Source organism: Streptomyces mutomycini, assembly GCF_001700505.1.
GTDB classification, from domain to species: domain Bacteria; phylum Actinomycetota; class Actinomycetes; order Streptomycetales; family Streptomycetaceae; genus Streptomyces; species Streptomyces mutomycini.
The window spans coordinates 15,040-37,066 of sequence record NZ_MAPV01000141.1; the positions used below are offsets into that span (position 1 = coordinate 15,040).

The 22,027-nt window shown below is 71.3% G+C and carries 18 protein-coding genes; 4 read left to right on the top strand and 14 right to left on the bottom strand.

Annotated elements, in window-relative coordinates; genetic code table 11:
- Positions 1–53 precede the first annotated feature (53 nt).
- Together BFF76_RS20635 and BFF76_RS20640 are read left to right on the top strand one after the other, a co-directional pair.
- The gene (locus tag BFF76_RS20635; RefSeq protein ID WP_065848790.1) at positions 54–1,502 is read left to right on the top strand and encodes a Gfo/Idh/MocA family protein; all 1,449 of its coding nucleotides are present in this window, start codon (positions 54–56) and stop codon (positions 1,500–1,502) included.
- Between the two features lie 64 nt (positions 1,503–1,566).
- On the top strand, positions 1,567–2,577 hold the full coding sequence (locus BFF76_RS20640; RefSeq protein ID WP_079122434.1) for an NEW3 domain-containing protein: 1,011 nt from the start codon (positions 1,567–1,569) through the stop codon (positions 2,575–2,577).
- An 84-nt stretch (positions 2,578–2,661) separates the two neighbouring features.
- Here BFF76_RS20640 and BFF76_RS20645 read toward each other — a convergent pair whose 3' ends face one another.
- The 13 genes from BFF76_RS20645 to BFF76_RS20705 all read right to left on the bottom strand — a co-directional run bounded on the left by BFF76_RS20645 (position 2,662) and on the right by BFF76_RS20705 (position 16,072).
- Complete coding sequence (locus BFF76_RS20645; protein WP_065848791.1) at positions 2,662–3,783, bottom strand: pyridoxal-phosphate-dependent aminotransferase family protein; 1,122 nt, start codon at positions 3,781–3,783, stop codon at positions 2,662–2,664.
- A 26-nt stretch (positions 3,784–3,809) separates the two neighbouring features.
- Positions 3,810–4,982 carry a phosphonoacetaldehyde reductase gene (locus BFF76_RS20650; RefSeq protein ID WP_065848792.1) on the bottom strand — a complete coding sequence of 391 codons (1,173 nt, stop codon included), beginning with the start codon at positions 4,980–4,982 and terminating at the stop codon, positions 3,810–3,812.
- Positions 4,972–6,093 carry a phosphonopyruvate decarboxylase gene (aepY, locus tag BFF76_RS20655; protein WP_065848793.1) on the bottom strand — a complete coding sequence of 374 codons (1,122 nt, stop codon included), beginning with the start codon at positions 6,091–6,093 and terminating at the stop codon, positions 4,972–4,974. Before aepY ends, BFF76_RS20650 begins: the two co-directional genes overlap by 11 nt.
- On the bottom strand, positions 6,090–6,947 hold the full coding sequence (locus BFF76_RS20660; RefSeq protein WP_031097997.1) for an isocitrate lyase/phosphoenolpyruvate mutase family protein: 858 nt from the start codon (positions 6,945–6,947) through the stop codon (positions 6,090–6,092). The genes aepY and BFF76_RS20660 overlap by 4 nt, the downstream gene beginning before the upstream one ends.
- Positions 6,944–8,029: an Ldh family oxidoreductase gene (locus tag BFF76_RS20665; protein WP_065848794.1), complete on the bottom strand. Its 1,086-nt coding sequence runs from the start codon at positions 8,027–8,029 to the stop codon at positions 6,944–6,946. Before BFF76_RS20665 ends, BFF76_RS20660 begins: the two co-directional genes overlap by 4 nt.
- The gene (locus tag BFF76_RS20670; protein ID WP_065848795.1) at positions 8,029–9,141 is read right to left on the bottom strand and encodes a glycerate kinase; all 1,113 of its coding nucleotides are present in this window, start codon (positions 9,139–9,141) and stop codon (positions 8,029–8,031) included. Before BFF76_RS20670 ends, BFF76_RS20665 begins: the two co-directional genes overlap by 1 nt.
- A 41-nt stretch (positions 9,142–9,182) precedes the next feature.
- On the bottom strand, positions 9,183–10,130 hold the full coding sequence (locus tag BFF76_RS20675) for a TauD/TfdA family dioxygenase (RefSeq protein WP_065848796.1): 948 nt from the start codon (positions 10,128–10,130) through the stop codon (positions 9,183–9,185).
- Positions 10,127–11,176 (bottom strand): FomB family phosphonate monophosphate kinase, encoded by a 1,050-nt coding sequence (locus tag BFF76_RS20680; RefSeq protein WP_079122436.1) that lies wholly within the window; start codon positions 11,174–11,176, stop codon positions 10,127–10,129. The genes BFF76_RS20675 and BFF76_RS20680 overlap by 4 nt, the downstream gene beginning before the upstream one ends.
- The gene (locus BFF76_RS20685) at positions 11,173–12,006 is read right to left on the bottom strand and encodes an amino acid kinase family protein (RefSeq protein WP_167359518.1); all 834 of its coding nucleotides are present in this window, start codon (positions 12,004–12,006) and stop codon (positions 11,173–11,175) included. The genes BFF76_RS20680 and BFF76_RS20685 overlap by 4 nt, the downstream gene beginning before the upstream one ends.
- Before the next feature lie 50 nt (positions 12,007–12,056).
- On the bottom strand, positions 12,057–12,860 hold the full coding sequence (locus tag BFF76_RS20690; RefSeq protein WP_051834728.1) for an ABC transporter permease: 804 nt from the start codon (positions 12,858–12,860) through the stop codon (positions 12,057–12,059).
- 11 nt (positions 12,861–12,871) lie between these two features.
- On the bottom strand, positions 12,872–13,672 hold the full coding sequence (locus BFF76_RS20695) for an ABC transporter permease (protein WP_079122437.1): 801 nt from the start codon (positions 13,670–13,672) through the stop codon (positions 12,872–12,874).
- Entirely contained in the window at positions 13,669–14,574 is a 906-nt protein-coding gene (locus BFF76_RS20700) for an ABC transporter ATP-binding protein (RefSeq protein WP_244167311.1), read from the bottom strand. The genes BFF76_RS20695 and BFF76_RS20700 overlap by 4 nt, the downstream gene beginning before the upstream one ends.
- Positions 14,575–14,938: 364 nt before the next feature.
- Positions 14,939–16,072, bottom strand: coding sequence for a hypothetical protein (locus BFF76_RS20705; protein WP_141695637.1), 1,134 nt, complete (start codon positions 16,070–16,072; stop codon positions 14,939–14,941).
- 516 nt (positions 16,073–16,588) lie between these two features.
- Between BFF76_RS20705 and BFF76_RS20710 the strand changes: the two genes are divergently transcribed.
- Positions 16,589–17,326 (top strand): SDR family oxidoreductase, encoded by a 738-nt coding sequence (locus BFF76_RS20710; protein ID WP_065848801.1) that lies wholly within the window; start codon positions 16,589–16,591, stop codon positions 17,324–17,326.
- A 279-nt stretch (positions 17,327–17,605) separates the two neighbouring features.
- Positions 17,606–18,313 (top strand): 4'-phosphopantetheinyl transferase family protein, encoded by a 708-nt coding sequence (locus tag BFF76_RS20715; protein ID WP_065848802.1) that lies wholly within the window; start codon positions 17,606–17,608, stop codon positions 18,311–18,313.
- Between the two features lie 49 nt (positions 18,314–18,362).
- Here the strand turns inward: BFF76_RS20715 and BFF76_RS20720 are convergent.
- The coding region (locus tag BFF76_RS20720; protein WP_141695638.1) for a non-ribosomal peptide synthetase at positions 18,363–22,027 on the bottom strand (3,665 nt) is incomplete at its 5' end.

Here is a 22,027-nt window from a genome sequence, read left to right on the forward strand (position 1 = left end):
GCCAGAGTCGTCCCCGCCAGTGCTGCCGGTCACGTATCGAGGAGTGTCTCGCCATGCCCGAAATACCCGCCGTTTCACGCCGTTCGATGCTCGGAGGGACGCTGGCCACGGGAGCCGTCGTGGCCGGCCTCGGCTCGGCCGCCGGTGCGGCCGCGGCCACGAGCGCCGCGCCGTCGGCCGCGGGGGCGGAAGCCTCGGCCCCCGGCCGCCGGCCCGGCCAGAAGTCGATGATCAATGTGCCGTTCGAGGAGTACAGGACCGTCAGGGTCGGTGTGATCGGGCTCGGCAACCGGGGTTCCGGCATGACCACGGGCTGGTCCGTCATCCCCGGCTGCGTCGTCACCGCCGTCTGCGACATCCGCGCCGACCGAGCCGAGCGCACGGCCGACGGTCTGGTGGCCGACGGCATGCCCCGCCCCGCGGAGTACGGCGGATCGGCGGACGCGTACGCCAAGATGCTGCGGCGCGACGACATCGACCTCGTCTACATCGCCACTCCGTGGGAGTTCCACTACGAACAGGGCAAGGCCGCGCTCCTGTCCGGGAAGCACGTCGTCGTCGAGTTGCCCATCGCGACCGAGGTCAGCGAACTGTGGGATCTCGTGGACACCTCGGAGCGCACCCGCAAGAACCTGATGCTGTCCGAGAACTGCAGCTACGGACGCAACGAGCTGGCCATGCTCAAGATGGCGCACGAGGGCCTGTTCGGCGACGTCACGAACGGCCACGGCGGCTACCTTCACGATCTGCGGGAGCTGCTCTTCTCCGACACGTACTACACGGACGCCTGGCGTCGGCGCTGGCACACGCGCAGCACCGCGTCCTTCTACGCCATGCACGGCCTCGCGCCGATCGCGGCAGCCATGGACATCAACCGCGGCGACCGCATGACGACGCTCAAGGCGACCGCGACCGCGCCGAAGGGGCTGGCCGACTACCGGGAGCGCTTCATACCGAAGTCGCACCCCTCGTGGCGCGAGACCTACATCAACGGCGACCTGGTCAGCTGTGCGATCGAGACGGCCAGGGGCAGGACCATCAGGGCAGAGCACGACGTGAGCTCGCCCCGCCCGTACAGCCGGATCAACTCGCTCGCCGGCAGCCGCGGCATCTTCGAGGACTACGCCGGTACGTCGACGACCGGCGGACGCATCTACGTCGAGCCGGACCACGGCGGCCACTCCTGGCGGGACTTCGACGCCTACCGCAAGGAGTTCGACCACTGGCTGTGGAAGAAGCTCGGCGACGAGGCCGAGAACGGCGGCCACGGCGGCATGGACTACATCCTCCAGTGGCGCACGGTGCAGCTGATGCGCGCGGGGCTGGTGCCGGACATCGACGTGTACGACTCGGCCTCCTGGTGCGCACCGGTCCCTCTGAGTGTCATGTCCCTGGAGAAGGAGGGCCGTCCGGTCGCCGTCCCGGACTTCACCCGGGGCAGCTGGGTCAATCTCCGCTCCGGCCTCGACTCGCGCAGCACGGACATGCCGCCGGTTTCCTGAACCGGCGGCTCAGCCCGTCCAGTCACCAAGCCGCTCAGTCGCCTTGTCACTCGAAGGAGCAGTAATGAGATCAGCACGACGGACCGGCCGGCTCAGAACCCTGGCGGTGGCGGTCTCTGCGGCCGGGGCGACCGCCCTCTTCCCCGTCCAGGCGACGGCGGCCTCCGCCGGGGCTCCGGCGGAGGCCGCCGTCGCCACCGAGGTGAGCGTTTCCCCCGTGGACCTCGACGGGCCTGCCATCTCCACCGTGAAGGTCACCGTCAAGAACGCCGGTCCCCAGCAACTCCGTTCACTGAAGGTCGCGTTCGCCGGGCCGACGGGCTGGGCCGTCCAGCCGTCCGTGCTCAGCGTGGACGGCTCCCTCCCGGCCGGCGCGTCGGCGGACGCGTCGTTCCGGATCCAGGTCCCGGAGAAGCGCCCCGGCTTCGTCATCCGTACGTTCACGGCGACCGCGACGTACAAGGGCGGGGACGGCAGGGGCACGGCAACCGGCACCCGCACCGAACGCTCCGGGTCCCCGCAGGCGAACCTGGCGGCGGCGTACAACAACGTGGGCGTCACCGACGAATCCGACACCGGGCCCGGCGACTACGACGGCGAGGGCAACAGCTTCTCCGCGCAGAAGCTGGCGGCGGTCGGTCTGACCCGCGGGGCGAAGGTCGAAGCCCTGGGCGCCGAGCTGACCTGGCCCGACGTCGCGGCCGGCACCAAGGACAACGTGGCGGCCTCGGGGCAGGCGGTGGAGCTCGCGGGGAAGGGCAGCGCGCTCGTCTTCCTCGGCTCGGGCGTCACGAGCGGCGCGACGGGCACCGCGAGCGTCCACTACACCGACGGCTCGTCCAGCACCGGGACGTTCGGCTTTCCCAACTGGTCCTTCGACCCGGCCGACGCACACGGTGCGACGCTGGTGAAGTCGACGGACGGGCGCAACCGCCCGGACGGATACGGCAACGCCACCGTGAAGTACCGGGTCTTCGCCCATTCGATCCCGCTGGACCCGGACAGGACGGTCGACTTCGTGGTCCTTCCGGCGAACGCCAACATCCACATCTTCGACATGGCTACGGCGCCGTGACGGTGTAGCGACCGGTACGGGCGGTGCGGCGCGACCCCCGCCGCACCGCCGCGGCCGGAGGCGGCCCGCGGGACGGGCCGCCTGCTACGCATGCCCGCCAGGCGCCTGAACTTCTCTACGGGGAAAGGCGGTTGTGCCGAGCACCCGCCCAAGCGCCGCCACCGTGTCCTCGATCTCCGCCGCGTGGAACGCACCCATGTGGCCGATGCGCACCGTGTTCTCCTTCCACGCGCTGCGTCCCGAGGCGACGAGAATCCCGTGCTCCCGTTCCAGCGCCCGGCGCACACCGGACGCCCCCACACCGTCGGGGAGGTGCACCGCCGTGACCGTGGGAGACGCGCACCAGGCGTCGGCTGCCGGTGTCATTCCCAGCTCCAGCAGCGACTGCCGCAGCGTCCCGGCTGCGGCACGGTGGCGTTCGAAGACGCGCTCCGGGCCCTCCGCGCGCAGCATGCCGACCGCCGCCCGGAGACCCTGCAGCACCGCCACCGCCGGTGTGTAGGTGGTCGTGCCCTCCTCCACGGCAGCCGCCATGCGCGGGAAGTCGAAGTAGTAGCGTCGCTGCCCGCCCTCGTGGGCAACTCGCAGCGCCCGGCGGCTCGTCGCGATCAGGCTGAGGCCGGGCTGCGCCATCAGCGCCTTCTGGGTGACGGTGACAGCGACGTCGACACCCCAGTCGTCCATGTCGAAGCGTGCCGCGCCGACACTGGACACGCCGTCGACGAGGATCAGCGCGTCGCTCGACTCCCTTATGGCCACGCACAGTTCGCGCAGCGGAGCGAGGACGCCGGTCGATGTCTCGTTGTGGGTGAGCAGCACCGCACGCACCGGGCCGGCCGCGCGCAGCGCTTCGGCGACGTCCGCCGCCGTCGGAGCGGTGCCCCAGGGGACTTGGTGGACGGTCACGTCGGCGCCGTAGCACCGGGCGACCTCGGCGAACCGGTCCCCGAAGTGGCCCGCCGACACGGCCAGCACCCGGTCTCCGGGGGCCAGGCAGTTGACGACGGCCGCTTCCATGCCGCCGGTGCCCGAGCAGGTGAACGGGAGAATGGGCGCACGCGTGCCGAAGAACGGGCGCAACCCGTCCAGCACTTCGGGCAGCAGCGCCCGGAACGCGTCGGAGCGATGGCTGATGATGCCCTGGGCCGAAGCCTCGGCGACTTGCGGCGGCACCGGCAACGGGCCACTCGTGCGTACGTTGTTCACAGCGGCAGGCTCCGGTTCCGCGCGGTTCACAGGTGGGCGGCCAAGTAGTCGGGAGCGTCGGCGGGGACCTGGACGGGCGTGTTGGACGACCTGGAGGAGGCCATGGCCTCCTGGAACAGGACGGGGACATCGGCCCCCCGCACCCCGTAGGCCCCGAGCGTGTCGGGGAAGCCGGCGGCGGTGATGAGCGAACGCAGCGCCTGCCCCAGCTGACGCGGTGAGTCGGCCCCGAGGAAGCCGGCCATCCTCTGCAGCCGTGCGCGGACGAACTCGGCGCCCCGCGGGTCCTGGCACGCCGGCGGATCGGCCAGCGCGGACTCGCTCAGCGGGAACAGCCACGACAGGCTCAGCACGCAGGCCAGCCCGTGGGGCACGCCGAAACGGACCGTCAGCGGGTAGGCGAAGGCATGCCCCACGGTGGTGCGTGTGAGGTCGATGGCCTGCCCCGCCGTGGTCGACAGGCTGCTCAGCACCTGCCGGTCGGATTCGCTGAAGCCGCCCTCGGCCCGGCGCAGCACATCGGCGATGCCCTCGGCCGCGGTGGCGGCCAGCTCGCGCGACCGCGGCGTCGAACGGATCGACCAGTACGACTCCAGCGCATGCGCGAGGGCGTCGAACGCACAGCTCACGCTCACCTCCCACGGGCAGGAGTGCGAGAGCACCGGGTCGACGAGGGCGACCGTCGCGCGCGCTGCCGCCAGGTCCAGCGAATGTTTGAGGCCGTCGACGAAGACCGTCGCGAACTGGGTGACCTCACTGCCGGTCCCGGCCGTCGTGGGGATCAGCACCAGCGGCGTGCGGGCCGCGGCCCGGAGGGGCGCACGGGCGGCCAGCACGGCCCGCGCCCGGACGCGGTCGGCCGGCAGCAGCCGGATCATCTTGGCGGCGTCCATGGCCGAGCCACCGCCGATCCCGACGATCAGCTCCGGCTGCTGCGCATCACGCGCCGCACATCCCTTGAGTACGTCGTCGAGGTCCGGATTCGGGCTGAACTCGGTGAACACGCGGACGTCGGGCGCGTCGATGCGGCTGAGGAACGACGTGCGGCGCAGGGCTCCGGCGCTGGCGACCACGAGCACCCGGCGAGCACCGAAGGGCCGAAGTTCACGTTCGAAAGCGGCGGCGGAACCCGGCCCGGCGACCAGCCGGGTGGGCGGGGCGTCGCGTTCGGTGTCGAGGGTCAGCAGGTCAACGGCCATGCGAGCTCCGCTTGAGGGTGAGCGATTCGCTGAACGTGCAGCGCAGCTCGAAGGGGGAGTGCCCGGACGTCACCCGGGGCGGGGTCTGGCCGGGGCCGTCCAGGCCGATGCGTGCCACCACCAGGTGCGGGCCGGCGGCGTCCGCGATGTCCCGCATCGCAGCGTCGAGCCCGTCGGCCGTGCTCACCGTGCGCGCCGTCCGGTAGCCCACGGAGCGGCCGAAGGCGTCCCAGTCCACCGTCGCCAGGGTCTGCTGGGCGCCGGTGGACTCGTACGCACCGTTGTCGAGGACCACATGCGTCAGATTGGGCGGGGCGGCCGCCCCCGTCACGGCACAGGAGCCCAGGTGCATGAGGGCCGCACCGTCCCCGTCGATGACGACGGTACGCAGCATCGGGTCGGCCAGGGCACTGCCGACGCCGAGGCTCAGCGCGTGCCCCATCGAGCCCTGCATGTAGAAGTTGTCCGGCCGGTGCGCGACTGAGTACAGCTCGCGGCTGATGAACCCCGTCGTCGCGTACACGGCCGCGTCACCGAGGTGCGGAGCGAGCGCGCTGAGCGCCTGTCGGCGGCCGAACGGGGCGGCGGCCGGGGGCGCCGTGCCGTCGTCCACCCCCACGGTGTTCTTGGGTACGAGGACGAAGGCCGGCCGCCCCTCGGCACGGCTGTGCTCCACCTGGTCGAGGACGTCCACGAGACCGTCCTCGGTGGGCGGGAGCGTCCACCGGTCGATGCCGAGGGCATCGAGCAGGGCGTGCTGGGACGCCCCCATCACGGCGTGCTGCGGCTCGTCGGCCGCAGGGTCCGGCCACCCGCGCAGGCTCATGAACACCAGCGCGGGCACCCGGAAGGTCATGACCAGTGAGGTGAGCGGGTTGAGCAGGTTACCGAACCCGGAGTTCTGCAACATGACGGCGGAACGCGTGCCCGCCAGCTCGGCGCCCGTGGCCATGGCGAGCGCGGCACCCTCGTTGGCGGCGGCCACGTAGCGGCCGCGGCCGCCCTGCCCCAGCAGGCTGATGGGCCCCTGGAAGAAGGAGCACGGCACACCCGTGTAGAACTCCACGGACCGGCGCGCCAGTTCGTCGCAGAAGAAGGTCGGTTCGATCATGATTCGAGCGCGTTCCACGTGTCGACGTCCGTGAGGCGGAAGATCTCCTTCACCGGGGCGATGACGTCCTCGCTCGACGTCGAGTCACCCGTCAGCCGGATCTCCAGCAGTACGTCCCGGACCGCCTGGACCGCCGCCCGCAGCCCCTGGTTGGCGTAGATGACCAACGACGCACCGGCCCGGGACGCCTCCTCGGTCTTCCACCGGAAGTACGTCGTGGGCACCACGACGACAGGCGTCCGGCGTTGCCATTGCTCCAGGAACTCCTGTATCTCGTGGGGCTCCTGGGACTTGGAGTGGATCAGGATCGCGTCGGCACCGGCGTCCGCGTACTGGTGGGCGCGGGCCAGCGCGTCCGCCATGCCCGTACCGGCGATGAGGGCCTCGACCCGCGCCACGACCACGAACTCCGGGTTGTGCTGCGCCTGCTTGGCGACACGGATGCGGGCTGCGAACTCCGCCGGGTCCTCCAGCGTCTGGCCGACTGCCAGGAAGCTGTTCTTCTTCGGGAAGACCTTGTCCTCCAGGCAGATGCCCGCGACACCGGCCGCCTCGTACTGCCGCACCGTGTACGCGATGTTCAACCGGTTGCCGAATCCGGTGTCGCAGTCGGCGAGCACGGGCAGCGACGTCGACTGCACCATCCAGGAGGCGGCCTGGAGGTAGTCGGTCATCGTCAGCAGGCTCATGTCGGGCAGTGCCCGGCTGGCCGAGGTCTCGAAGCTCGACGCCCATACGACGTCGAACCCGGCCTCCTCGACCAGGCGCGCGGTCAGCCCGTCGTGCGCGCCGGCGGCCCGTGCCGCCTGCGGCGCTGTCAGGAGTTCTCTCAGGCGTGCGGATGATGTGGTCATTTCAGTCCTCCGATGGACTCCAGGGGCGGCATGCCCAAGGACCCGGCGATGTCGCCGAGGTCCGCCACGACGGGGGGGCGCAGCGGAATGCCGTGGGCGCGCCGCTCGTCGGCCCTCTCGTATTCCTTCTCGCCCGGTATGAAGATGCGGTCCTGGCCCTCGGCCTTCTTCGCGTTGCGCAGCTCGTCGAACATGGCCGCGGTCTCGGCGCGGAAGGAGTCCAGGTCGACGAACGCCCCGACCCGGGCGCAGATCACCATGTGCCCGAGGCCCGCCCCGTCGGGCCCGTACACATGCCGGCCCCAGCTTGCACCGGCCAGGGGGCCGCACAGGAGATCGGCGAGGAGTCCCAGGCCGTAGCCCTTGTGGCCGCCGTGGTCCTCCCCCGCGCCGCCCAGTGGCAGCAGGGCGTATCCCTCACGTGCCTTGAGGCCCTTCACCAGACTGGGGATGTCCGTCTCGGTGCGGCCCTGGGGGTCGACGGCCCAGCCCGGCAGCATCGGCCGTTCCTCGCGCTCCAGACGCTCCAGCTTGCCCCGCGGGACCGCGCTCGTCGCCGCGTCGTACAGGTACGGCCGGCTCGGATGCGTGGGCAGCGCGAACGCGAGCGGATTCGTCCCGAACATGGGCTCCGCGCCGTGCGTCGGCGCGACCTGCGGGGAGGCGTTGGTCGTGACGATGGTGAGCATGCCCTGGCGGGCCCCCTGCGCCGCGTAGTGGCCCGCGATGCCGAAGTGGTTGGAGCGCCGCACCGTGACCATGGCGATGGCGGTGTCCTGGGCCTTGCGCACCGCGAGATCGAGGGCGTGCAGCATCGCCGGCTGCCCCAGTCCGTTGCCCGCGTCGACGACCGCGCCGGCCGGGAAGTCGGACACCACGGTGGGTGTGGCGTCGGCGGCGATGGTGCCCTTGCGGATGCCCTCGACGTAGCGGCGCAGCCGGGCCACGCCGTGACTGTCCACTCCGTTGAGGTCGGCGGCGACCAGTACGCGCGCGACCTGGTCGGCGTCCTCGGGGCGGGCCCCGGCACGGCACATCGCCTCACGGACGAAATCGTGCAGACTCTCGTGGCTTGTCCTCATCAATTCACCTCACGGCTTCGCGTCTGGGGCGGTATGGCGGCTCGGCCCGCGGCGGCGAGGGCGAGCACGGTGGTGTCGGGGCGGTCCGGCGCGCAGTCCGGGGGAAGCTCCAGACAGCGGGTCCCGGCCGGAAGTTCCCCGGGGGCGAGCAGGGTGCTCCCGGTGACCACCACGCACGGAACGCCGTGCCGGGCTGCGAGCCGGGAGACGGCCAACGGCAGCTTGCCGTCCAGCGATCCGGCGTCGACCCTGCCCTCGGCCGTGATGACGAAGTCCGCGTCGGCGATCAGCTTCGGTACGCCGGCCAGCTCGAGCAGCTGGTCGCTGCCGGACTCCGCGGCGGCCCCGAAGACGCTGAGCCCGGCCGGGGTGCCGCCCCCGGCGCCGTACCACGGCAGGTCCAGCAGCTCCGGCCGGTCGGGGCGGACCGCTCGGGCCAGACGGCCGAGCATCTCGCTGAACGCACCGACGTCCTCTGCCGCTATGCCCTTCTGCGGGCCGAAGCGCACCACGTTCTCCCGCAGCGGGGTGTGCACATCGCTGAGCACCCGCAGCCGCGCGCCTCGCAGCAGCGGATCGGCGTGGCGGGTGTCGGCGCTGACGACGTCCCGCAGTGCGCCGGGGTACGCGTCGAGCACACGGCCGTCACCGGCCCGGAATTCCACCCCGAGTGCGCTCAGGGCCCCGGCCCCCATGTCGAGCGTGGCGCTGCCGCCCGCCCCGAGGACCACGGTACGGGCACCGGCGTGCAGCGCGTGGCGGATCAGCCGGCCCGTACCGCGGGTGGTGGCCCGCAGTGGGTCGCGCCGCGCGTCGGGGACGTGACGCAGCCCGCTGGCCTCGGCCATCTCGATGAACGCGGTGCCGTCGGCGCCCAGTGCGTACGTGGCACGGACCGTCCCGCCCAGCGGTCCCTCGACGTCGACCGCGACCTCCCGGCTCGCGGAGTGCCTCAGCCAGTGCCCGAGGCTGCCGTCACCACCGTCCGCCGCCGGCAGGACATGGAGCGTCGCGGAGGGGTGGGCGGCGCGCACGCCGCGCGCCAGTGCTTCGGCGACCGCCGGGGCCGTGAGACTGCCACGCAGACAGTTGGGGACGATGAGAACGCGCACGGACTCGCTCTTTCAGATTCGCCGGAAGGTGATGGGGGTGCTCAGGCCGGTCGGCGGATCCAGGTACGGAACAGCAGACGGGACCGGTCGCCGCCGCCGTGATCGGTGAACTCGGTGCGGCCGTGCAGAAGCCGCTTGTTGTTGAACACGGCCAGCTCACCCGGCTGCTGACGGTCCTGGCTGATCAGGGCGGGGTCCGCGAGCAGCGCGTCGAGTGCGTCGAGGGCGGCGACCTGGGCGGCGGTGAGGTCCGGGACACCGGGCCGGGCATGGCCGACCTCGATGTACTGCCTGAGGTAGGTGACACCGAGCGAGTCGCCCGGGGCGTCGCCGTCGGCGAACAGGACGGGCTTGAGCGTGGTGGGCGGCTCTCCGGGCCCCTCGTCCCCGCGGCGGTCGAAGTGGAAGGGCTGCCGCAGCACGTCCAGCACCTCGGGCCGGTCCTTCAGCTCCCGCACCACGTCGCGTGCGTGCACGAGCTGGAGTGCCCCGCCCAGGGCTGCCTGGTGCACGCACAGAAGCGTGAAGTAGTCCGGGACGGGCAGCGGCGCCTCCGCGCCGTCCGTGTGGAGGCTGCCCCCGAAGCGGGAATCCGAGTAGCGGGTCGTGCGCCCCTCACCGATGCGTGTGCCCCGGTCGCGCACCTCGCGGAGCAGCTCGCCCGAGGCGTTCTGCGGCATGAGGTCACCGAACAGGCGCGATCCGGTCAGGAAGGCGCGGCGCAGTGCCTCCTCGTCGTCCGCGAGGCACTCGAAGCCACCGAGCACCAGGACGCCGGGACCGTCGTGCACATCGCGGATCAGGGCCTCGGCCACCACCTCGCGCAGCTCGTCGGGGAGGTGGTGCGGATCCCGGGGCCCGGGGCCGGCGAGCAGGTGGACGGACTCTTCACTCAGTTCGATCTTGACACGGTCGAACGGGCGCAACAGGATCTTCCCTTCGTCATCGGCCTCGGCGGGCCGGGCGGCACGGCCCGGCGAGGACCTCATGCGGCGGCCAGGGTGGACAGCACCGCGTCGCGCACGGATTCGTCGAGCATGTCGACGTTGGCGCGGAAGCAGCGGGCACCGCTCACCAGGCGCGTGGCCTGCTCGCGCATGTGCTCGTAGGTGCGGGTGTAGTGGTCCAGGTCGTTGCCGCAGTGCGTGTACAGGTCGTCCTTGAGGCCGTACATCGTGACCGCGGAGGAGAACTGCTCCAGGAACGCGGTCGTGGCCTGATCGGAGACGGGTTCCAGGCCCTGCGGGCGCCGCGGGTCGAAGTCCGCGATCACGATGTTGCGGACCGCGGCCTGCTTCACCGTCCGGCCGTCGAACAGCTCGTAGGGGCTGGCGACGTAGTCACCGCTCTCGATGTGCGGGGTGAGGTTCCGCCGCTCGATGATGTCGCGGAAGCAGTCGTCGGACCGGACCCGCATCGCGGAGTGCACACCGTGGGCGACGCCGTCCTTGACGAGGGTGTGGGTGTTCGCGAGGAAGTCGGCACCGCCGGCGCACGCCTGCGCCAGGAACACCGTCTTCCCGCCTCCCTGGCGGCCCAGCAGCAGCGTTCCCGTGCCGTCCGGGTGGGCGAAGCCGGCTGCCTTGAGGTGTACGAAGCCGTGGTCGGCGGCGTACATCGTGAGGATGTGCTTCACGAAGTACGGCCATACGGTCTTCTCGAGGCGGCGGCCGAACACGTGGAAGCGGTTGCCGCGCGTGATCAGGTAGGCGGGGTCCCCGAAGAAGTGCACCAGGTAGAAGCCTGTCCGGAACCGCTTGGAACGGAAGGTGCGGTCGGCCGCGGCCTCCAGGAGGGAGACGTCGTAGGGGTCCCGGTCCAGGTCCACGCAGACGACCTCGTAGTCGGCCGCGGCGTCGGGCTCCGCGAAGTCCGCGAAGTACGAGAAGCCCGGGAAGTCCTCCATGTTGCTCATCAGACGGACCCGGACCGCGTTGAGGTCCAGGACGGCCGAGGAGCGGACGGTGACGTCCCGGCCCGCGAACGCGCCCGCCTCGACGACCGATTCGGCGACGGTGACCGTGGGAGTGCTCATCGGGCCTCCTCCTGGGGCAGGGCGATCCGGGTGCGCTTCAGGCCGAGCGGCCACTCGTCCTCGGGACGCGTCAGATGACGCAGATCGGACAGGCCGGGGTCACCGCGCATGATGAAGCACTCGGCTCCCTGGCGGGCGCACGCGACCAGCGCGTCGAGCTTGCCCTGCATCGCGCCGGAGGCGTCCCACTCGCTCTCCTTCCACACGTGCCGGTAGGCGTCCTCGGGATGGTGCGCGTCGATGAGTTCCAGTACGTCGTCGCTGCCGGGTCCGCCGGTCAGCACTCCCGGCACATCGGTGAGCGTGACGACGCGGGGAGTTTCGCCGAGCGCCCGGACCAGCACCTCCGGGGTCCGGTCGCTCGAGAATGCCTCCAGCGACCCGTCCGGACGCAGCAGGCAGTCACCGGACAGGACCGGCAGCACACCGGCGGCCAGCAGCGCCTTGAGCGGCTCCTCGGCGACCGCGACACCGAGCGGGTGTGCGGGGTCGACCGTGCTGAACGCCCCCAGTTGCAGTGGCAGCGCGCGCACCCCCATGTCGGTCAGCGCGCTCACCCAGCGCCAGCGGACGCCCGCGGTGGCCTGCACGAACGGAAGCGGCGCGAACGGGTCATCCGGGTCGAGTCCGCGCAGCGCCCCGTGGCCGAACGCTCCACCGCCGGTGACCAGCACGATCCGGCCGGGGCGGGCCTTGGCCAGGTCGGCGACGAGCGCGGCGTACGAGGCGAAGACCTTCTCGTCGAGGCTGCCCGGGCGGCTCTTGTCGGAGAAGAGGCTGCCGCCGATCTTCAGCACGAGGCTGCCGGGGGGCTGGGTGGTGCGCGTCAAGGGATGTTCCTTCCCCTTCGGGGCTTGCACGGTCGTTCGGTCGGCGGAGGTCATACCAGTTCCAGCGTGCCGAGCCGTCGGCTCAGCCGTTCGGAGCGGGCGAGTACCACCAGGGCGACGCCGAAGTACACGGCGGCCAAGATGAGTTCGGCGCCCGCCGACTGCATGGGCGAGTACGGACGCCCGGCCACGGCGTCCTGCGCCATGGCGATGGCGTGCGCCATCGGGATCACCTGGGACATGCCCTGCACCCAGCCGGGCAGCAGGGTGAGCGGGATCGCGGCGCCGGTGGCGATGAGGAGGACCAGGTGCGCTGCGTTGGTGACGAAGTACATGTCGCGGAAGCGGAGTCCGAGGGCGCCGATGATCAGCCCCAGGCCCGCGCAGGACGTCGACGCGCACACGGCCGCGACGCCGATGGGGAGCAGGATCGAGGGAGTGAGCGACAGGCCCAGGAACGCCCAGCCGGCGAACACTCCGAGGACCGCGACCAGGATCCCGTTGAGCGAGGTGGGGATCAGCCGTCCCAGCATGATCCAGAAGCGGCCCGCGGGAGTGATCAGGAGATGGGCCAGCGTCCCGAAGGCCCGTTCGTTGGCGACCGCCTGCGAGGCGCCGTAGATGCCCGCCATCGCAGACGCCTGGATCGCCGTGCCCACGACGTAGAAGTCGGGGTCCTGGGCGCCGCTGTAGCGTCCGAGCAGGGAGAACGTCACGATCTGGAAGAACGGCGACGCGATCATCATCACGAAGAACAACGGGGGCGACAGGAAGGTGATCAGGGCACGGTAGGAGAGGGCACCCCCCACCACCGTGACCCGCAGGCCGGCGACGAGCCTGCGCGCGGCGCTCATGCGGACGCTCCTCATATCAGGTTCAAGGTGGCGCGTCGGCGCACGGCGTCGTGCACCGTACGCAGGAAGACCAGGGCGACCGCCAGGCACACCAGGCCGGTCACCGCGCACCACAGGATCTCCCGGCCCGGCTCGCCGGTACCGGACATCGCGTGTCCGAGGGCCCGGCCGGCCCATGTCATCGACAGGCCCTCGCTGAGCGGCCGGCACCACTGCGGCAGGAAGGCCGCGGGGACCATCAGGCCCGCGAGGACCCAGACCGGGTACTCCAGCAGGTTCGTCAGTACCAGTGAATTGCGGTACAGGATGAACGCGTTCGCCATGAGGAAGCCGAGACAGGCATTGGCCAGTACGGCCACGGCCAGGGCGGCGGCGAAGACGCCGGGCCGCTCGGGCATCATCGGGGTGTCGAACACCAGCCCGCCGAGCAGGAGCGTCACGCCCATGGAGATGACGCCCATGAGGGCGGTGGCCAGGCTGATGGCCAGGATGTTGACGGCCAGCGGCGTCGGCGCGACCACCACGGGCTCCAGGGTGCCGAAGCGGCGCTCCCGGCTCAGCCCGCCGCCGGAGCCGAAGAGAGTGGACGTCCACATCCCCATCAGGCCGGCCTGAACGGCCACGTTGGCCAGGGCGTCCGCGTCGTCGCGGTGCCCGACCATGACGAACTGGATCAGGGCGAAGGCCAGCGGCTGGACGAACACCGCGATGACGTAGAACTTGTACTGCAGCAGCATGCGCAGCTGAAAAACCCCGCATACCAGCAGAGTTCGCAGGTACAGAGTGCGGGCGCGTGTCACGTTCCGTGTCACAGGGAGGCTCCGGCCGTGGCCGCCGGCTGGGCCACGAGAGCGACGTAGGCGTCCTCCAGGGTCGGCTCGCGGGTATCGACACGTGTGATCAACCCGGGGCCGAGGATGCGCAGGAGGTCCGGAATCAGGGACGCGGTGTCCTCGCACTGGACCTCGAGGACGTGCGAGGTGGGCGTGGACGTCACCGTGAGGTCGAGCACGCCGGGCAGCGCCCGCACGTCGTCGAGCACGGCTGCGGAGGCGTCACGGACCTCGACCGTCGCCACGGTACGGTCGCCGACGCCCTTCTTGAGGGCGCCCGGGGTGTCGAGTGCGACGAGCCGCCCCTGCGCGATGACCGCGATGCGGTCGCACAACTCGTCGGCCTCGTACATGTAGTGCGTGGTGAGGAGGACGGTCGTGCCCTGCCCGGTCAGAGTCCCGATCGTGCTGCGCAGATCCCGGGACGCCTCCGGGTCCAGCCCGATGGTCGGCTCGTCCAGGAACAGCACGCTGGGTTCGTTCAGCAGACCTCGGGCGATGTGAAGCCTCTGGCGCATGCCGCGCGAGAACCCTTCCACGCGGTCGTCCGCCCGGTCGGCCAGGTCGACGGTCTCGAGGAGCTGGGCGAGGCGCAGGCGCTGGGTGCGCCCGGTGATGCCGTGGAGTTCGGCGAAGTAGCGCAGGTTGTCGCGGGCGGAGAGCCGTTCGTACAGGCCCTTGTCCCCGCCGGCCACATAGCCGATGCGTCGGCGGATCTCCGTGGGGCGGCTGACCACGTCATAGCCCATGACGGTGGCCCGCCCGCTGGTCGGAAGCAGCAGAGTCGAGAGGATCTTGATCGTCGTGGACTTGCCTGCCCCGTTGGGGCCCAGCAGCCCGAAGAGCTCGCCCTCGCCGATGTCGAACGAAACGCCTTTCACAGCCTGACGGTCGGTTCTTCCGTTCCGTCGGAAACGAAATTTCGAGGCGCCGGTGGTATAGGTGCGTGTGAGGTCTTCCACCTCTACTGCGGCCACAATACCTCCATTCGAATCACTCTTCTGCCTCTTGTCGCGGACGCCGCGAACGAAAAGGCGGTGGTGCCCGGCACACAGATGACTGCGGCCGGGCACACCGTTACTTGGTGCAGCTGATTCAGCCGGCCTTCACGGTCTTGACCGTGGACGACTTGACGATGATCTTGAACATTTTCAGCACCCCCCTCCCATACTCGATGGGTTACTCGGAAATCCCGTCGAAATGCATTTTGAGGCGCATCACGACGGAAACCTGTGCAGGCAGCCGCTAATGATGAATGAGGCCTTGACCGTCGAACTGGTCGATGGCGTCCAGGATCTGCCGAGACGTTTCCTCGTCCACGGGGGAGCCGACCGCTCGGGCGAATTCCTTCACCACGGCGTCGGGGCTCCTTCCGTCGAGCAGGAACCAGAGCCGCAGGGCGTCTTCCGACACGTCGAAGGCCGAGTTGCGAATCGTCAGACCGCACCCGTCTGCATAGCGGACCGGGACGTGGAAGGGGCTGCGCACCGGACCGTGGCCTTCGACGCCGGAAAACGTGATGTTCTCGGCGGGCTCCCGTTCCCAGAATTCCAGGAAACAGGCACATCCGATCGCGTTGATCAGCCACAGGCGTGAGTGGACCGTCCGGGCGATGCGGTCGGGGTCCATGTCGGGCGGCAGACCGTTGTACTGGAGGTCCCAGTAGGTCCGGGCGAATCCCCTGAGCCTCGGCTCCCGGACGAGCCTGCGAAGTCGCAGCTTGTCGGAGACGTACACGTCCCCGCACGCCGCCAGCAGGGCGTCGGCCGCCATGTCCAGCGCGATCCCCGAGGCGCATACGGCGGTGGGGAGATCCCGCACCTCGATCGCACCGAGGACATCCTCCACGTACGCACCGAGCAGGGCCATCGAGCGGGCCATCAGCACCTGCCGCAGCACCAGGGGGTCGAGGTTCTGCCTGACCTCCTGGACGAAGGCGTCCGGTTTCAGGACGGCGCCGAGGTGCGTACGGACCGCGAGCTTCAGCGCGCTCTCGTCCATATGCGTCTGCGAGCGCTCTTCCCCGATGGAGGTGAAAGCCCTGAATTTCTCGCTCAGTTCCCGGATCTCCCCGACGGCGATCTGCTCGACATCCACCCGGATGCCGTCCCGCACGGGGTGGGACCTGCCTTTCGACACCTCATCGACGAACACATACACATCGACGTCCGATGTCGAGGTCCCCAGTCCCACGGAAAGACTTCCCGCCATTACCGCGCCGTGGCAGGAATCCCACAACCCGTGCTCACGGACCGCCGATTCAGCAGCTTCGAAGTGGGCCTTCTCGAATCCGACCGGCCCGACGTCGAGGCGGGCGATGGTGTTCGTAGCACCGTCGTCGGCAATATCACTGGTGAACGAGACAGGCAAACCAGACATGACCCCCCCTTTCGCACCGCCGTCGGCAGCGCCCACCGGGATTCCTTATCAGGATTCCGGTCCCTCCGGCCCTCTCGGTGGCTCGATCTAAACACCAACCCATGGCGTCGTCAACAGATCACTAACAGCTGTCTCGGTGCGTGGTCCCGCGTCCCGCATCCGGCGTCATATTGATCCGAAACGCTTTGATTTCGGGCTCGTTGACGGTGTGTGAGTGAGTTCGTGGGGGATGCACTGACCTGGCCGTTCGGGCGCGTGGAGGCCGTCAGACCGCCGGCGGTTCCGCGGCGGTTGAACGCCGGCACGAATGGAGGCGGCCGCTCCGTTTCAGGTGCCGGCCAGGGCCGTTCGTAAGTGACGGGTGAAGTGGCAGGCCACGGGCCGCGCAGGCCGCCGTCCCGCTGCGGGGACGCTCTTCCGGCGAACGGGTCCTGGAGCGAGCCGAACTCGGCGGTGAACACGGCGGATTGCTGATCGATAGTGTGCCGGTGAAACGACAGGAGGGCAGGAACAGCCATGCGAAACGTGACAGTGGTGACCGGGGCCGGCGGAGGGATCGGAGCGGCCGTCTCCGAGCGCCTGGCGCAGGAGGGGCACCTCATCGGTGTCGCCTTCCGCGAATCGGGTGAATCCGCGCAAGCGGTTCTGGAGCGCGTGCGGCAAGCGGGTTCCGACGGTTTCGCGGTGCGCGCGGACATCACATCCGAGGGCGACGTGGAGCGGCTCTTCGATACGGTCGCCCGCGAACTCGGGCCCGTGACCGGACTCGTCAACAACGCTGGGATCACAGGCACGTTGGGGCCATTCGAGTCGACATCCATTGAGACGTTCCGCGATGTCCTGGACACCAACGTCCTCGGCACCCTGCTGTGCTGCCGCACGGCGGCCCGGGTGATGTCCGTGACCGGGGGCGGTTCCATCGTCAACGTGTCGTCCGCCGCGGCGACCCTGGGATCGGCCGGTGAGTACGTGCACTACGCGGCCAGCAAGGCGGCCGTGGACGCCCTCACGATCGGCCTGTCCAAGGAACTCGCCACCAACGGCATCCGGGTCAACTCGGTGCAGCCGGGCACGGTGACGACCGGCATCCACGCCGCCATGGGCGACCCCGACCGCCCTCAGCGCACCGCGTCACGCGTCCCGATGAAGCGCCCGGGCCGACCCGACGAGATCGCGGAGGCCATCGCCTGGCTGCTCTCCGACAAGGCCTCCTTCACCACGGGGGCCGTGCTCCGGGTGTCCGGCGGAATCTAGCGCCGCCGGCTGCTTCCGGGCGGGCGGCTTCGCCCACGGACCGCCTGATTTCGCCGGCTGTCGAGTCGGCCGAAGCGCGGCGCCGTGCCAGAGGCCCGCCCGGATGCCCCAAGGCGCCCCACCCGGTGTCGCGGGGCCGGTAACTTCTCAGGACGTCGGGGGACCAGCCGGTCCTCGCTGCGGACCGGCGTTCCGGATCGCACTACGGTGGCCGCGTGCGTGCCCGCGGGCCGGGCGTGGACAGACCCGGGACGCCGCCATGAGACAGCTGGAGAAAGAGTGATCGAGGAAATACTGCCTGCCGGGGTGCGGTTCGCCGAGGCCTTCGACGACGACCTGGCTCCGGGGCTGTTTCCCGAGGAGGAGGCGCTGGTGGCCCGTGCGGTCCACAAGCGCGTGTCCGAGTTCGGCACGGTCCGGCGCTGCGCCCGGGCGGCGCTGGCCACGCTCGGTGTTCCTCCCGCCCCTCTCCTGCCGGGCCGGCGCGGCGAGCCGCGCTGGCCCGCCGGGATCGTGGGAAGCATGACCCACTGCATCGGCTACCGGGGCGCGGTCGTCGCGCGATCGGCGGAGTTCGTATCGCTGGGGATCGACGCGGAACCCGACGAGCAGCTGCCCCCCGACGTGCTGAGCGTGGTGTCGCTCCCCGAGGAACGGGACCGCATGGCACGGCAGGGCCGGAACGGCGAGGGCTCAGCCGTCCATGCGGACAGGCTTCTGTTCAGCGCCAAGGAGGCCGTGTTCAAGGCGTGGTACCCGCTGACACGGCAGGAGCTGGACTTCACCGAGGCGTCGATCGCCTTCACCTATGCCACGGCCCGCTCGGGCACCTTCGACGCCCGGCTGCTCGTGCCGGGCCCCGAGCTGGACGGCGGCAGGCTCGACGGCTTCACGGGGCGCTGGACGGCCGGACAGGGGCTGGTGCTGACGGCGATCGCGGTGCCCACCCGGGCCACCACGGCTGCCCGGGGCAACGGCGGCCTGTGACCGTCCGCGCGTCGCCCGGGCTCCGGGCGACGCGCGCGGCGCACGCCGCCTACGACACGGCCCGCACCCCTCCAGGAGCGGGCAGGAAGCCCGTTCCGTGGAAGTAGGTCAGGTAGCGGGTCAGCGTCTCGTCGGTCAGGGCCGGCAGGTGGACCCCGAGGACCGCCGCGGCCTTGGCGGTACGGGTGGAGTCGAAACCGCGGTGGTCCGTCGCGCCGTGCCGGCTCGGTCCCTCGTCGCCGAGGAACAGTTGCGCCGCGTTGTCGTGCTGCGCCGCGACACGGGCCTTCCACTCGGGTGCGGGGACGGTTCGCACTTCGTGGCCCAGGCGGGCGGCCGCCTCGAAGACGCGGTCCAGCCCCGGTGCGTCCGGGTTGGTGAGGTGATAGGTGTCGTCGCCGGTCGTGCCGGACGCGGCGAGGGCCACGACGGCCGCGCTGACGTGGTCCACGGGCACCCAGTCGGTCGACCCGTACGCCAGGTCCGGCACGGCGCCCGCCTGGAGGCACCCCTTGATGAGCTGCCACAGCAGGTCGCGGTCCTGGCAGGCGCCCGTGGCGGTGTCGCCGCTGATGCGGCCGGGCCTGTAGACGGTGACCGGCAGGCCGCGTTCGCGGGCCAGGCCGACGAGTTGCTCGGCGACCCACTTGCTCCGGGCGTAACCGTCGGGCAGGCCGGACGCCAGGCCCGTCGGGGTCGACTCCGTGATGGCGGTGGCACCGGGGCCGGACACCGGGGCGTAGACGCCGGTGGTCGAGACGTAGTGCATCCCGGGTGAGGCGGAGTCGGCGAGCAGGCGCAGCAGTTCCTCGGTGCCGGCGACGTTGGGGGCGCGCAGGTCTCCGTACGCCGCGGCGAAGTTGACGCGCGCGCCGTTGTGGACGACGGGGCCGAGGCGGCGGAGCAGGGCGGTCCGGTCCTCGGGTGACAGACCGAGGCCGGGGGCGGCGAGGTCTCCGGGCACGGGGCTGATCAGTTCCGCGTACCGGGGGTCCCACAGGCCGTAGCGCTCCAGGTTGGCCCGCAGCCTGTGCGCGGCGTGCTGCTCGTCATCGGCCCGTACGAGGCAGTCGACGGGACCGTCGGTGGTCTCGATGAGGTCGCGCAGGAGGAAGGCTCCGAGAAAGCCTGAGGCGCCGGTCAGGAGTGGCCGGGCCGATGGCCGGGAGGGCCTGGGGGCGGGCACCGGGGCCGCGGCGGTCCGGCGCGTGATGTCCGCCGCCAGGCGGACCTCGGCGGCGAGGTCCTCCGGTGGAGCGGCGTCCTCCTGGTCCCCCTCCCCCGCCTCGCTGTCCAGGAGGCGTGCGACGCCCTCGACGGTGGGCGCCGCGAACAGGGCACGCAGGGAGGGGCGCCTGCTGCACCGCTCCTCGATCCGCTGGGCGAGAGTGACCGCGAGCAGCGAATGGCCGCCCAGGGCGAAGAAGTCGTCCGTGACGCCGACCTCGAGGACGCCGAGTGTCTCCGCGAAGGCCTCGCACAGGGCGCGTTCACGGGCGGTGGCCGGCGGGCGGCCTCCGGCCGGTTCCGCCCGGCCGGGTGCGGGCAGGGCGCGACGGTCGGTCTTGCCGTTGGGGGTGACGGGCAGGGCGGCGAGCCGCACGTGGGCCGAGGGGATCATGTGGTCGGGCAGCGTCGCGGCGAGGTGCGCGCGGACCTCGGATTCGTCCGGGCCGTCCGCCCCGTCGGCGGGCACCGTGTAGGCGACCAGCCGCCGGTCGCCGAGCCGGTCCTCGCGGACGACGGCGCAGGCGGCGGCGACGCCGGGCAGGGTGGTGAGCGCGGCCTCGATCTCGCCGAGCTCGATGCGGAAGCCGCGGAGCTTGACCTGGTCGTCGGCGCGGGAGACGTAGACGAGTTCGCCGTCGGACCTCCAGCGCACCAGGTCACCGGTGCGGTACATGCGGCCTCCCGCGCGGTCGAACGGGTCGGCCACGAAACGCGACGCGGTCAGGGCGGACCGGCCGTGGTACCCACGGGCCACTCCCTCACCGGAGACGTACAGTTCGCCGACGACGCCGGGCGGCACGGGGGACAGCGTGCGGTCCAGGACGTGGACGCGGGTGCCGTCGACGGGTACGCCGATGGGCACGGCGCGGTCGGGGGCGAGCGGCCCGTCCGCGTGCTGGAAGGCGCTCATGGTCGCGCAGACGGTGGTCTCGGTGGGTCCGTAGGCGTTGACGAGGAACCGGTCCCCCGCCCAGGCGTGCACCAGGGCCGGCGTGCACGCCTCGCCGGCGAGGACCATCGTCGTCCCGGCGGGCAGGGAGCCCGGCGGCATCACCGCGAGTGCGGCGGGCGGCAGGGTGAGGTGGGTGACTCCCCGTTCGCGGACCAGGGCGGCGAGGGCGGGGCCCGGCAGCAGGGCCTCGCGTTCGTCGATCTCCAGGCAGGCCCCTGAGAGCAGCCCCATGCAGAGCTCCCAGAACGCGGCGTCGAAGCTGACGGACGCCATGTGCAGCACCCGGCTCCCCGGTGTGACGCGCAGCCGCCCGCTCTGGGTCCTGGCCATGGCACCGGCGCCCCGGTGGGTGACCACGACACCCTTGGGACGGCCGGTGGAGCCGGACGTGTAGATGACGTACGCCGGGTGCGCCGGGAGCAGGGCCGGGGCGGGGCCCGCGGTGTGCGCGGGCGCCGGTGCGCCGGGGCCGAGGTCGTCGGCGTACAGGCAGGGCACCGGGGACTCCGGGAGGCGGCCGCGGATGGCGGGTGTGGTGAGGAGCAGGCTCGGCCGGGAGTCGTCGAGCATGTGGGACAGACGCCGTGCCGGGTAGTCCGGGTCGAGCGGTACGTACGCCGCTCCGGCCTTGAGGACGCCGAGGAGGGCCACGACGAGCTCGTGGGTGCGGGGCAGCGCGACGGCCACCCGGTCCTCGGGGCCGACACCCCGCGCCACGAGGTGCCGGGCCAGGTGGTCGGCGCGGGCGCCGAGTTCGCCGTAGGTGAGGGTGGTGGCGGCGTCGCGGACCGCCGGGGCGTCCGGGGTCCGCCGCGCCCACTGCTCGAAGAGCGCCGGGACGGTCGACTCCGGCAGGTCGTGCACGGGCCCGGTCCCCCATGCCTCCAGGCGGGTGCGCTCGGCGGCGGTGAGCACGTCGTACCTGCTCAGCGGGCGGTCGGGGTCGGCGGTGACGGCGTCGAGCAGCAGGACGAGCCGGTCGGCGAGGGCGCGGACCGTGGCCGCGTCGAAGAGCTCCGTCGCGTAGTCGACGGCGGCCCGCATACCGCTGGGCACGCCCCTGTCGTCGTACGTCTCGGTGAAGGTGAAGGACAGGTCGAACTTGCTGACGCCGGGGTCGGCCGCCACACCGCTGGTGGTGAGGCCCGGGAGGTCCACGGGGGCCGCGGGGGTGTGGTTCTGGAGGATGAGCATGGTCTGGAAGAGCGGGTGGTGGTTCTGCGAGCGCGCGGGGTTGAGCAGTTCCACCAGACGCTCGAAGGGGACGTCCTGATGGGCGTACGCGGAGAGGTCGAAGTCCTTCACTCGGTGGAGGAGTTCGAGGAACGTGGGGTCGCCCGTCAGGTCCGTGCGCAGCACGAGCGTGTTGACGAAGAAGCCGACCAGGTCCGCGGCGGCCTCGTCGGTGCGCCCGGCGACGGCCGTGCCCAGCGGGATGTCGTCGCCCGCGCCGGCGGATGCAGCGTCTTCATGGTGCTCCAGGCCGCCCTGTCGGCCGTCCTCTCCCGGCACGGCGCGGGCGACGACATCCC

Coding starts and splice junctions, on each gene's coding strand:
- BFF76_RS20635 (WP_065848790.1), top strand. CDS start 54: ATGCCCGAAATACCCGCCGTTTCACGCCGTTCGATGCTCGGAGGGACG.
- BFF76_RS20640 (WP_079122434.1), top strand. CDS start 1,567: ATGAGATCAGCACGACGGACCGGCCGGCTCAGAACCCTGGCGGTGGCG.
- BFF76_RS20650 (WP_065848792.1), bottom strand. CDS start 4,982: ATGGCCGTTGACCTGCTGACCCTCGACACCGAACGCGACGCCCCGCCC.
- aepY (WP_065848793.1), bottom strand. CDS start 6,093: ATGATCGAACCGACCTTCTTCTGCGACGAACTGGCGCGCCGGTCCGTG.
- BFF76_RS20660 (WP_031097997.1), bottom strand. CDS start 6,947: ATGACCACATCATCCGCACGCCTGAGAGAACTCCTGACAGCGCCGCAG.
- BFF76_RS20665 (WP_065848794.1), bottom strand. CDS start 8,029: ATGAGGACAAGCCACGAGAGTCTGCACGATTTCGTCCGTGAGGCGATG.
- BFF76_RS20675 (WP_065848796.1), bottom strand. CDS start 10,130: ATGAGGTCCTCGCCGGGCCGTGCCGCCCGGCCCGCCGAGGCCGATGAC.
- BFF76_RS20680 (WP_079122436.1), bottom strand. CDS start 11,176: ATGAGCACTCCCACGGTCACCGTCGCCGAATCGGTCGTCGAGGCGGGC.
- BFF76_RS20690 (WP_051834728.1), bottom strand. CDS start 12,860: ATGAGCGCCGCGCGCAGGCTCGTCGCCGGCCTGCGGGTCACGGTGGTG.
- BFF76_RS20705 (WP_141695637.1), bottom strand. CDS start 16,072: ATGTCTGGTTTGCCTGTCTCGTTCACCAGTGATATTGCCGACGACGGT.
- BFF76_RS20710 (WP_065848801.1), top strand. CDS start 16,589: ATGCGAAACGTGACAGTGGTGACCGGGGCCGGCGGAGGGATCGGAGCG.